This window comes from Actinophytocola oryzae (assembly GCF_004364325.1).
Taxonomy (GTDB): Bacteria; Actinomycetota; Actinomycetes; order Mycobacteriales; family Pseudonocardiaceae; genus Actinophytocola; species Actinophytocola oryzae.
In genome coordinates this window covers 171,429-182,558 of sequence record NZ_SOCP01000021.1, presented here as the reverse complement: position 1 = coordinate 182,558, position 11,130 = coordinate 171,429, and the positions used below count along the sequence as shown (strand labels likewise).

The following is an 11,130-nucleotide window of genomic DNA, read 5'->3' as shown; positions in this document are numbered from 1 at the left end:
TCAGGCCGCGGCGCCGGTCAGCGCGTGCCCCGCGCACGAACACTTCATCCGCGCACGCTCCTGCGGTGTCGGCCGTAGGTGCCTCACCATCGCGACGACCATCGGGACGAACACGATCGCGTTGTAGAACAGGTGCAGCTCGACACGCGGGAAGACGAGCTGGGCGATGCTGGTCGGCACCGGCCTGCCCATCAGGTACGACCCGGTCAGCGCCTGCAGCAGCAGGAGCAGGTGCTCGAAGTGGTGCCACACCTGGATCCACATCGCGGCGTTCCACCACGAGCGTGCGCGGCCCGTGAACCCGTGCCGCAGCAACACGAATCCCACCAGCATGAAGACGGCGAACCCGTAGTGCAGCCACTCGGACTTCACCAGCCACGGGAACGCGAGGCCGAGCGCACCGCCCGCCTTCGGGCGGGCCCAGTCCAGGACGTAGATCTGGTACGCCTGCGCGATGTGCTCGACCCAGTGCGCGATCACGACGAACCCGAACAGGTACAGCGCGGCCTTGTGGTATCTCGTGTTGAGCGATCCCCCCGGCCCCAGTAGGTGCTTGCCCTCGATCTCCGTCGGCACCGTCGCGGTCATCCAACCTCCCTGCTGTCGACGAAATCCACTAACTATGGCAGAAGGGGGGTCAGACGAGGGAGCGCTGCGGAACCGGTTGGTACGGAAGGGCGAACATCGTCAGGAACGACGCCAGCGTGTCGGCTCCGCCGGTCACGTGCACCTGGCCGGAGGCCATCGCCTCGTCGACCGTCATGACCCGCGCGAGCAGGTCCTTCATCGTGTGCCCCGGCTCGATGACCGGCGCACCGGCCAGCGGTCCGCGACCGACCTCGAGGTGGCCGTCCTCGACCACCACGTGGATCACGATCTCGTCGAAACGCAGCTCGTAGCGGGCCGACCGGCCGATCGCCGCGTCACGCAGGAACGTCGCCCGCATGGCCACCATCAGGGAGTCCTCGGTGACGATGTCCTCGGGCCTCGGCTCGGCGAGCATGGCGGAACCCCAGCGGCCGAACGCGAGCAGCACGTCCTCCAGCCGACGCCCGTAACGCGTGAGCTGGTACTGCTCGTGGCCGTCCTCGTCGATCGTCCCCGACTTCTCGAGGACGCCGCAGAACGCCATTTCCCTGATCCGCATGGTGAGCAGGTTCAGCGGCACACCGGGCAGTCCCTGGTGCAACTCGAGGGCTGATTTGGGGTTCGTGAGAAGATCACGAACGACCAGCATCCCCCACCGTTCACCGACGACCTCGATGGCTCGGGAAAGGCCGCAGTACTGTCCATAAGTGCCACGCACGATGCCCTGCAACTCGGTGACGACGGTGTCAAGGCTGCCCTGATCGGAACTGTTTGTGGTGAGTGAAAAACCGTCACCGGTGATCGTGAGGCCATCCCCGTCCATGACCACTTTCCAGGCGGAGTCGGTCATTGTCAGCTTCCAATCTCCTCAGCCCTTCCCGAGGCGTTTGACCTGGCAGCAGCCCCGCGCCACGGGTCGGAGGTCGGGCCTCCGGGTCTCCATGATCCGGCTCCAGCGGTTCGAGACGCATCTTCATGTTTGCGCTATACCAGGGCAGAACCGCATGGGGGAATCATTCGTACCAGTGCGGTCAAAATGTGTGAGAGACTCGCAAGACGGCTGGTCAGGGGGCAGGTGGTTCCGCGCGCGTTCGAACCGTCCGAGCCGGTGTGGCAGGGTATTGGTGATGAGTGGGGGCGGATACGTGCTTGCGCTACGACTGCTCGGCCCCCTCACTCTCACGGTGGACGGTGAAGAGCGGGACCTGGGCGGCGCACGGCAGCGCGTGGTGCTCGCGATGTTGGCACTCAACGCCAACCGGGTCGTCTCGATCGAACACCTGATAGACGCCGTCTGGGACGAGTCCCCGCCGACGACGGCCCGCGCCCAGATCCAGATCTGCGTCTCGGGACTGCGCAGGGTGCTCAACGGAACCGGTGACACGGTGCAGATCCGCACCCGCGCGCCCGGCTACCTGCTCGACGTCCCCGAGACCAACCTGGACATCGCGCAGTTCACCAGCCTCGTGTCCTCCGCGCGGGCGCACGTCGAGGCGGGTCGGATCTCCGAAGCGGTCGCCACACTGCGAAGCGCGCTGTCGCTGTGGCGCGGTCCGGCACTGGCCGGCATGAACTCGGAGCTGCTCGGCAGGGGCGCCGCCCAGCTCAACGACGCCAGGGTGGCCGCGGTCATGGAGCGGATCCGCCTCGACCTCGCGCTCGGCCGCCACGAGGAGGTCGTCGGCGAGTTGTTCGCACTGGTGAAGGAACACCCGCTGCGGGAACGGCTCTACGAGTACCTGATGCTCGCGCTGTACCGCTCCGGCCGCCAGGCCGAGGCGCTGGAGGCGTGCAGGCGGGCACGCGCCACGCTGATGGACGAGCTCGGCATCGAGCTGGGGCAGAGCGTACGACGGCTGGAAAACGCGATCCTCAACCGTGACCCCGAGCTGGACCTCGCCTCCAGCGGTGTCAGCACGCCGCCGACGAACCCGGCCGCCGAGCAGCAGTCCGTCGTGCCACGCAGGCTCCCGGCCAGCATCGCCGACTTCACCGGCAGACAGTCCCAGCTGGACGAGATCAAACGCGCGCTGGGCAACGACACCGCGGGCGACACGGTCAACTACGGCGTGCGCATCGTCTCCATCTCCGGCAAGGGTGGCGTCGGCAAGTCGACCCTCGCCCTGCGCGCGGCGCACGAGCTGCGTGACGACTACCCCGACGGACACCTCTACGGCGACCTCGAGTCGCCCAACGGCGAGGACCGGGTGCGCGGCGTGCTGGCCAGGTTCCTGCACGCGCTGGGCATCGCGGGCAACACGGTGCCGGACGACGACGAGGAACGCGGCGAGCTCTACCGCAGCAGGGTCGCCAACAAGAAGGTGCTCGTCGTGCTGGACGGCGCCACCGACGAGGACCAGGTCATCCCGCTGATGCCGGCGGGACCGGGCTGCGCGATGATCGTGACCAGCAGGGCGCCGCTGTCGGGGTTGCCCGGCGCCCACCAGATCGGCATCGACGTGTTCGACGAGAGCCGGTCCATGGAGATGCTCAACACGATCGTCGGCGCCTCCCGCCTGCAGGCCGAGCCGGACGCGGCGCACGAGCTCGTCAACCTCTGCGGCGGGCTCCCGCTGGCCATCAGGATCGCGGGCGCGCGGCTCGCCTCACGCCCGCACTGGCGCATCGACGTGCTGGCCGCGCGGCTGCGCAACACGGTCCGCAGGCTCGACGAGCTGTCCTACCGCGGCCTGGTGCTGCGCTCGAACATCGGCCTGAGCTACCGGACCCTCAACGGCATCGCCCGACGCCTGTTCCGCAGGTTCGCGCTGGTCACCTCGCCCGACTTCCCCGGCTGGGCGGCCGCCGCGCTGCTCGACCTCGACCCCTACGACGCCATCGAGATCGTGGAGAGCCTCGTCGAGGCACAGCTGTTGGACACGGTGCAGTACCCGGGTGAGGGGTTGCGCTACCGGATGCACGACCTGATCCGGGTGTACGCCATCGAGCGGCTGCACGAGGAGGAGTCGGAGGAGGAGCGCGCCGAGACCGTCGAGCGGCTCGTCGGTGCCTGGCTCTCCCGTGCCGAACACGCGCACCGCAAGGAGTACGGCGGCGACTACACGATCATCCACGGCACCGCGCCCCGCTGGACCGGCGCACGTCAGCTCGAGGAGATCGACCTGATGGGTGACCAGATGGAGTGGCTGGAGAGCGAACGCCGCTCGCTCGTGGCCGCCGTCGACCTGGCTGCCGACTACGGCATGTCCGAGGCGTGCTGGGACCTCGCGCTGACCTCGGTGACGTTGTTCCAGGTGAAGGGCCACTTCGACGACTGGCGCGAGACCTCCGAGCGTGCGCTCGCCACCGCCGAGGCCGACGGCAACCGGCGCGGTCGCGCCGCGATGCTGTACTCCCTCGGCGGGATGCACTCGCAGCAGACCAGGATCGCCGACGCCGAACGCTGCTACGCCGCCGCGCTGGAGATCTTCGAGCAGGTGGGTGACGACCACGGCTACGGGCTCGCACTGCGCAACTCCGCGACCCTCGACCGGCTGCGTGGGCAGGGCACGGACACCATGCGCAGGTACGAGACGGCGCTGGAGAAGATGCGGACCGTCGGCGACCTGGTCAGCGAGGCCCACATCCTGCAGCACATGGCCAAGGTCAACATCGACGAGGGGAACACCGCCCGCGCGCAGGAGCTGCTGGAGGCCGCTCTCGGGTGCTGTCGGCGGGTCAACTACCTGCGGCTGGAGGCCCAGGTGCTCAACCGCTTCGCCGAGCTGTACCTGTTCCTCAACCAGGTGGACCAGGCGCACCGGGCACTGAACCGGGTGCTGCTGATCGTGCGGGACATCGGCGACCGCATCGGCGAGGCGCACGCGTTGTTCCGGCTGGGGGTCGTCCGCCAGCGCTCCGGGCGGCTGGACAACGCCGAGACCACGCTGCAGCACGCGCTGTCGCTCGCCCAGCAGGTCGGCGAGCGGATGGTCGCGGGGAGCGCGCACCACGCGCTCGGGGAGATAGCACTGGCCCGCGGCCAGGGTGCCGCGGGCGCCGACCACGTCGAGGCGGCCCTGTCCCTGTTCACCGAGCTCGGCTCCACCATCTGGCGGGCCAAGGCACTGATCCTGCGGTCCGACGTCCACCAGGGCCGGGGCGAGGAGACCCTCGCCGCCGGCGACCTGGACCAGGCCATCGAACTGCTCGGCACGGTCGACTCCGTGGAAGCCGTCCGGCTACGTCAGGAACTGGAGCGCAACAGAGGGAATGCCCTCTTTCGCTGATTCGCCCGACCGGCGGCAGGACAACTCCCCCGAGTAGCCGCCTGCCGCCATTGCATTTCCGCGAAATGCGGAGATCAGGGGCACGGGGTGTGCCAGTCCTCATCGCACTGGAGCGTGTACGGCGCATTCTGGGCGGTGGCGGTGCCGGTCACCAGGAACAGGGCCGACAGGCCGAGAAAGAGCGCGGACACGGACAGCACGACCTTGCGAACTGCGGACATTTAAATGCCTCCGAGGCTGAAGAGTCTGACTTCTTTTTCGGCGGGAACCCCGCTCGAGAACAACTCAACAGCCGCCTGCCTTCTGTCGACTATTCCGCAGCTTTAGGAACCGCTATCGTCCGGCGATAGCGATCAAATAAGCAGGCGGTAGAGCAATCCTTGAGATTACGCACATGGCACGTGCACAACAGAGGGACCTCCGATGAGTGGGACCGTCCTGCAGCTGCGCTCGCACGAGGTGTGGCGGGCGCTCGAGGTGGTCGACCCGGTCGCGACGGTCGCGGAGTACCTCATCGGGCGCACCGTCGGCCGCGCGGGACACCGTCAGGACTCGCCCGGCCGCCTCATCTCCTGGCGCGGCGCGGGCCGCAACGGCACCGAGCTGGTCCTGCTCGACCACCCGGACGCCAGCGGACCCTGTGTACTGCCGGCACAGAGCCTGCGCAGTGCGCAGGTCGCGGCGCTGACCGCGGTCGCGGCCCGCGAGATGCTGGTGTCGGGCGGCGTCACGACGGCCCTGCTCGGTCCGGGTGGCGACCTCCAGCCCCAGCTCGAGGTGATCGCCAGGCACGTGCCCGACATCAGCCACGTCGCGCTGTGCGGCGTCAAGACCGTCGACGAGCTCGACCCCAGGGTCGTCGACCACCTCCAGCTCTCCGGCATCCAGCTCTCCCTCAAGCCCACGGTCGCCGAAGTGGTGTTCGGCGCCAACCTCGTCATCGCCCCCAACCACCCCTCGGCCGCACGGGACCTCGCCGAGGTCCGGATCGGCCAGCTCGCGCGCGGCACCCTGCTGGTCAACGCCACCGGCGAGGACACGCCTGCCGAGATCGTGGACCAGGTCGACGAGATCTACGTCGACGACCTCGGCCTCCTCGAGCACTATCCCGACCGCACCGTGGTCGGCGCCCACCTGACCGAGCCCCGGATCGCCGGCGACCTCGCGCAGCTCCTGACCGGTCAGCACGCCTGCCGCCGGCGCTCCGGCGACATCGTGCTGGTCGAGCTGCTCGGCGTGCCCGAGCTCAACGCGGACCTCGCGTTCCGGATCTACGAAGTCGCCACCCACAGCGGACTGGGTGTGCGGATCGCCAACTGAGATGGGGAGCGATGTCATGGTGAGCCAACCGATCCGGCCGGACGAGGGCGGGTACGGCGACCAGCCGACCTGTCTCAGCCGCAGGCACAAGCCCGGCGAGGCCCCTCTCTTATCCCCCGGCCTGCGTGTCTGCCCGGCCTGCCGCGACCTCGCGGAGGAGACGCTGATCGAGCTGCCCGCGCTGTTCGAGCTGTGCGCGCACGCCCTCGACCTGCGGCCGAACGAGCCGAGGGAACGGGTGAGCGGGCACCGGCCGCGCGGCATCGTGCTGCGTGACGCGGTGGTCTCGGTGCGCTCGGAGATCCTCGGCGTGCTGACCGCGTGGTGCGGCCTGGTCACCGCCGAGCGGGGCGTGCTCGCCCCCGACGGCATGGACATCCGCAAGCTCGTCGGCTTCCTCGCCATCCACCTGCACTGGATCTACCAGCACCCGGCGGCGCCGGACTTCGTCGACGAGCTCACCGACCTGACCGACGCGGCCAACGAGGCCATGCGGCCGGACACGGGCTTCCGCGTGGCAGTCGGCACGTGCCTGCGCCCCGACTGCGACCGGACCGTCTACGCCGAGGCCCACTGGGAGGGCGGCGAGCCGTACGAGGTCAGCTGCGAGGCGGGCCACGTGTGGGCACCCGAGCACTGGCTGGCGCTGCGCGGCAAGCGCAACGGCGGGCCGGTGGCCACGAACGGGCACGTCAACGGCCGCCAGAACGGGCACCGCAACGGCAAGGTCAACGGGCACACGAACGGGCACGCGAACGGCACGGGAGCGCCGTCACCGGAGGACAAGGAAGACGAATGAGCCAGACGCAGCGTGGCCGCAGGACGGTACCGACGCAGCTGGCCGCGATGCTGGCCGGGGTCACCGAGGCCACCGTCCGCAAGTGGGCGAGCCGGGGCAAGCTCACCCGCTACGGCCGCCCCGGCCGCGCCGAGTACGACATCGAGGAGCTCTACGCCCTCGTCGTCGAGACGAGGATACCTGACCCGAGGTAAGTAATATCACCGACATTGCCATTTCCGGGCCGCCGCCAGTGCAGCGGCCGTTCGGCATGCCCAAAACAATTCCTCAGCATTCGTGGAGGCAGACGCAATGTGTACTCTAATACTCCTTGACACTCACTCGTAGACCTGTCACGCTTTTCTTGGGATTCGCGCGCCCTGAAAATGTCCGAGGCGCCGCCCTCTTCACACCCGAAAGCCCATCCATTCGACAGTGGATGGGCGTCTGTCATGCAACGAACCACTAAGAAAAGGTTTCGTGATGCGAGTTGAGATCAAAGTTCTCGGTCCACTGGAGGTATCCGTAGACGGTGTCTCGATCGTGCCCACCGCGAGCAAGCCCAGCCAGCTCCTGGCCATGCTCGCCCTCAACGCCGGCCACGTCGTCACCCTCGCGGCGCTGACCGACGAGATCTGGGACTACCGGCCACCGCGCAGCGGAGTGCCGACCTTACACACCTACATCCTGAAGTTACGCAGAAAGCTCCAGGACGCGCTGAGTACCGTCGAGGGCAACGTCACCTCGAAGGACGTCCTCATCACGCGGCGTGCGGGCTACCTGCTCAACCTGGAGCCCAGCGACGTCGACGCGGTCCGCTACGACCGGCTGTCCACGGCCGGCCGCCGGGCGGTCAACGAGGGCGACCACGAACGCGCGTCCCGCACGCTGGGCGAGGCGCTGCGGTTGTGGCGCGGACCGGCGCTCTCCGACGTGCCGACCGGCCCGCAGCTGACCATCGAGGCCATGCGGCTCGAGGAGAACCGCCTCGGGGACCTCCACCTGCGGATCGAGGCGGACCTGCGCCTCGGCCGACATCACCAGCTGCTCGGGGAGCTCGCGACCCTGTGCGCACGACATCCGCTGCTGGAGAACTTCTGCGCGCAGCACATGGTGGCGCTGTACCGCTCGGGCCGACAGAGCCAGGCGCTCGAGGCGTTCCGGCGGCTGCGGTCGAGCATGGTCGACCAGCTGGGGGTCGAGCCGTCACCACGGGTTCGTCAGCTACACCACGGGATCCTGACCGGTCAGGCCGTGATAGACGACCCGAACTTCGTGTTCAACCGTTGAGCACGTGACGACTGGGGGGCCGCCGGTCACGCTTCCAGCAAGCGGTTGAGGCCGGCGTAGCCCACCTCCCTGAGCCGATGACCGGAGGTCGCGAAGTAGTCGGGGTCGCCCTTGATCCCGTGCCCCTCGACCATCCGGTTCATGAAGTTGAACAACGCGCACACCATGACCGCGGAGTGCAGGGCATCCTCGTCCCAGCCTGCGGCGAGCACCTCGTCGGCGTCGGCGCGGGAGACCGACGCCGGGGCACGGGTCAGCTTGGCGGCGTAACGCAGCACGGGACGCAGCTTCTCCGGCACGGGCGCGGTGTCGAGGTCGGCGAGTGCGGCAGGCACGGCGCCCGCCTCGATACCACAGGCCTCGGCCGTCACCGTGTGCACGCCGTGGCAGTAGCCGCACGCGTTGAGCCCGGACACGTACGCCGCGATCAGCTCGCGCTCGGCGACCGAGAACGGCGACGGGCCGCGCATGACGACCTCGTGGTAGTCCAGCAGCGGGCGCGACGTCTCCGGGTAGCGCCTGAAGACGTCCATCAGCACCGCGTTGTCAGGCAGGGAGGGCAGATGTGCCACCGTTTTCCTCCGTCATCCGGTTGATCTCCTCCGGCCGCAGCCAGCACGCGGTCAGGTAGACCCGCTCCCCCGCGCCCGCCGTGCGCAGGCCGTCCACTCCGTCCGCGTCGGCCAGTGCCGAGGCGGCGTTCGTCCACAGCCTGCGCAGTGCCGCCGACCGGGGCCCAGGGTGCAGGCCCGCGCGGGCGATCCCCGCGCTCGCCGCCCGCCACCGCGTGACGCCGTCGGCGATCACGCGCTCGTACTCGCCCGCCTGCCGCGCACCGTGTCGCAGCTGGTCGACGACCAACGTCACCGCCGCCGGGTCGGCGACCGGGTCGCGGCACGCCACGCCGAGCCCGGCCAGGAGCCGCTCCGGCCCGAGGCCCATCAGCAGCACCCCGACCTCCGTGTCGGGTTCGTCGTCGACCGAGGGGAGGCCGAAGATCGTGTCGTACTGCTCAGTCATGACCGGCCGCCCCCACGGTGGCCGCGATGGTCGCGGCGATCCGCGCGGTGGCCACCCGGTGCCCGTCGATGTTGCGTGCCGCGGGGCCGAGCACCATGCACGCGGCCGCGCCCGCGGCGAACACCCGGGGCGCGCGGCGGTAGGCGAGGGTGCGCTCGTCGAGGTCCGGCCAGCCGTCACGGGCGCCGACCACGTCGTCGGGCAGCAGCCCGGTGCCGATCTGGGGCACCGTGCCGAGCGCGAACACGGTGTGGTCGCCCGTCACGAGCATGCCGTCGGCCAGCTCGACCCCCTTGTCGTGCACCGCCCGGACCTCGCTCGCGCGGTGCACGGTCAGCCTGCCGTCCGCCTCGGTCGCCCGGAACAGCGGCTGGAACTCGAACATCACCGAAGCCCTGCGCTCGCGGGACATCAACGCGAGCCGATCGGCCCACGGCACGGGCGCCCGCCTGCTGTCGAACCGGGACCGGCCCTCCGCGCGGAAGAACGACGCGTTGACGTCCGAGCACTGGTACCGCTCGCTGTCGGCCCGCAGCACCCAGTCCACCCGGGCACCCCGGTCGAGTGCGCCGTGGACGAGGTGCGCGGCGGTCAGCCCGGCGCCGACGACCACCTGGCGCCCGGTGTCCTCCGGTACCGGCTCGTCCCAGTAGCCGACCTCGGCGGGCCGGTCGCCCGCGAGCCAGGCAGGCGGCGCGTCCCGGCGTTCCTCACCGAGGCACAGCACGACCTGGCCGGCGTCGACGCGGAAACCGTTGCCCGCCACCGTGACCCGGTCGCCCGCCGGCTCGACCGACGTGACCTCGCCCGGCCAGAGCCGTTCGGTGACCCGGTGGATCACCGCGGTGTGCAGGCAGTAGGCCGCGAAGACGTCGACCGGCACCACGGACCGGTGCCCCGCCTGGGACATCCTGATCTCGCGGCGCTCCACGGGGGTGAGCAGCGACCAGTGCAGCCGTGCGAAGTCCCGCAGCTCGCAGTCGCGGTAGCCCTCCACGCCGGGGTGGTGCTCGTACGGCGAGCGCAACACCCGCTGGTCCAACCGGTCCACTCGGTCGAGGAAACGGCCGACCGGCGCACCGGTCCGGTCCAGCACCACGACGTCGTGGACCCCCAGGTGCCACAGCGCCGCCGCCACCGCGAGCCCCGCGGGCCCCGCGCCGACGATCACGACGTCGGCACTCGCGGGCGGCACGACGGGGCGCGCCGGGACGTCCGGCTGCGGACAGGCGGGCCAATCCCGGTGGCGGGGAGAGGCGAGGAGGCGGGGATGTGGGACGAACCGGGTCACCCGATGACCGTGACCGGCACGATCACCTCGATGGCAGGCCGCTGCGGCATGCCGTCGGTGACCAGCCGCTGCAACGCGTCCTCGGACTGCTCGGCGCTTTCGGAGGAGACCGGGCTGTACCTGGCATGCGCGTACGCGGGCCGCCTGCTCTCGGTCTCGATCTCGAAGACCTTCAGCACCGCCTCGCCGGGGCGCACCTCACCGTCGAAGAAGGTGAGCCTGCGCTGGTCCGGGGTCAGGAACGTCCTGCTGAACTGGCGGGACATGACCATCGCCTCGCCGCCGTCGACGAAGTGCGTGTCCTCGTCGGTGGTGACCTGCATGGCCACCCAGATCTGGTCGGTCAGGTTGGTCTCGGACTTGATGATCTGCCACCGGCCCGGTTCCGGCAGGTTGATCGCCACCGAGACGTCGTACTCGGTCACGTCGACAGCACCGGAGATCATCAGCACCCGGCGCCGCACGTCGGCGACCCCGGCCATCTGGATATCCCTGGCACGCACACGTCCCGCGACATCCAACCCCGGCATTTCCAGTGAAGACATCCCCAGTCCTCCGGCACATTCGGCAAATGACCAAGTCCGATCCAGAGTCGCACACTCAGGACAGGTGTC

12 protein-coding genes are annotated in these 11,130 nt (G+C 69.6%); 5 read left to right on the top strand and 7 right to left on the bottom strand.

Translation table 11 applies throughout. The features are described from left to right. Together CLV71_RS39360 and CLV71_RS39355 are read right to left on the bottom strand one after the other, a co-directional pair. On the bottom strand, positions 1–588 hold the full coding sequence (locus CLV71_RS39360; RefSeq protein ID WP_133908024.1) for a hypothetical protein: 588 nt from the start codon (positions 586–588) through the stop codon (positions 1–3). Positions 589–637: 49 nt separating this feature from the next. Further along, entirely contained in the window at positions 638–1,411 is a 774-nt protein-coding gene (locus CLV71_RS39355; protein ID WP_279588791.1) for a winged helix-turn-helix transcriptional regulator, read from the bottom strand. Between the two features lie 361 nt (positions 1,412–1,772). On the opposite strand from CLV71_RS39355, the gene CLV71_RS39350 reads away from it, so the two are divergent. Further along, positions 1,773–4,817: an AfsR/SARP family transcriptional regulator gene (locus CLV71_RS39350; RefSeq protein WP_166664444.1), complete on the top strand. Its 3,045-nt coding sequence runs from the start codon at positions 1,773–1,775 to the stop codon at positions 4,815–4,817. A 74-nt stretch (positions 4,818–4,891) separates the two neighbouring features. Here the strand turns inward: CLV71_RS39350 and CLV71_RS48155 are convergent, their stop codons facing one another. Further along, positions 4,892–5,038, bottom strand: a complete 147-nt coding sequence (locus tag CLV71_RS48155) for a hypothetical protein (protein WP_166664443.1) — start codon at positions 5,036–5,038, stop codon at positions 4,892–4,894. A 202-nt stretch (positions 5,039–5,240) separates the two neighbouring features. Here CLV71_RS48155 and CLV71_RS39345 point away from each other — a divergent pair, with 202 nt between their 5' ends. The 4 genes from CLV71_RS39345 (at position 5,241) to CLV71_RS39330 (ending at position 8,205) form a co-directional block, all read left to right on the top strand. After that, the gene (locus CLV71_RS39345; protein ID WP_133908021.1) at positions 5,241–6,137 is read left to right on the top strand and encodes a Rossmann-fold NAD(P)-binding domain-containing protein; all 897 of its coding nucleotides are present in this window, start codon (positions 5,241–5,243) and stop codon (positions 6,135–6,137) included. A 16-nt stretch (positions 6,138–6,153) separates the two neighbouring features. Further along, entirely contained in the window at positions 6,154–6,936 is a 783-nt protein-coding gene (locus CLV71_RS39340) for a hypothetical protein (RefSeq protein WP_133908020.1), read from the top strand. Continuing rightward, positions 6,933–7,130 (top strand): transcriptional regulator, encoded by a 198-nt coding sequence (locus CLV71_RS39335; protein ID WP_133908019.1) that lies wholly within the window; start codon positions 6,933–6,935, stop codon positions 7,128–7,130. Before CLV71_RS39340 ends, CLV71_RS39335 begins: the two co-directional genes overlap by 4 nt. Before the next feature lie 268 nt (positions 7,131–7,398). Further along, entirely contained in the window at positions 7,399–8,205 is an 807-nt protein-coding gene (locus CLV71_RS39330) for an AfsR/SARP family transcriptional regulator (RefSeq protein ID WP_133908018.1), read from the top strand. A 26-nt stretch (positions 8,206–8,231) separates the two neighbouring features. Here the strand turns inward: CLV71_RS39330 and CLV71_RS39325 are convergent, their stop codons facing one another. The 4 genes from CLV71_RS39325 to CLV71_RS39310 are packed head-to-tail and all read right to left on the bottom strand — an operon-like array spanning position 8,232 to position 11,061. Then, entirely contained in the window at positions 8,232–8,777 is a 546-nt protein-coding gene (locus tag CLV71_RS39325) for a carboxymuconolactone decarboxylase family protein (protein ID WP_133908017.1), read from the bottom strand. Next, positions 8,752–9,225, bottom strand: coding sequence for a DUF6187 family protein (locus tag CLV71_RS39320; RefSeq protein WP_133908016.1), 474 nt, complete (start codon positions 9,223–9,225; stop codon positions 8,752–8,754). The genes CLV71_RS39325 and CLV71_RS39320 overlap by 26 nt, the downstream gene beginning before the upstream one ends. Next, positions 9,218–10,516 carry an FAD-dependent oxidoreductase gene (locus CLV71_RS39315; RefSeq protein WP_133908015.1) on the bottom strand — a complete coding sequence of 433 codons (1,299 nt, stop codon included), beginning with the start codon at positions 10,514–10,516 and terminating at the stop codon, positions 9,218–9,220. The genes CLV71_RS39320 and CLV71_RS39315 overlap by 8 nt, the downstream gene beginning before the upstream one ends. Further along, entirely contained in the window at positions 10,513–11,061 is a 549-nt protein-coding gene (locus CLV71_RS39310; protein WP_243867197.1) for a DUF6423 family protein, read from the bottom strand. The genes CLV71_RS39315 and CLV71_RS39310 overlap by 4 nt, the downstream gene beginning before the upstream one ends. Between the last annotated feature and the right edge of the window lie 69 nt (positions 11,062–11,130).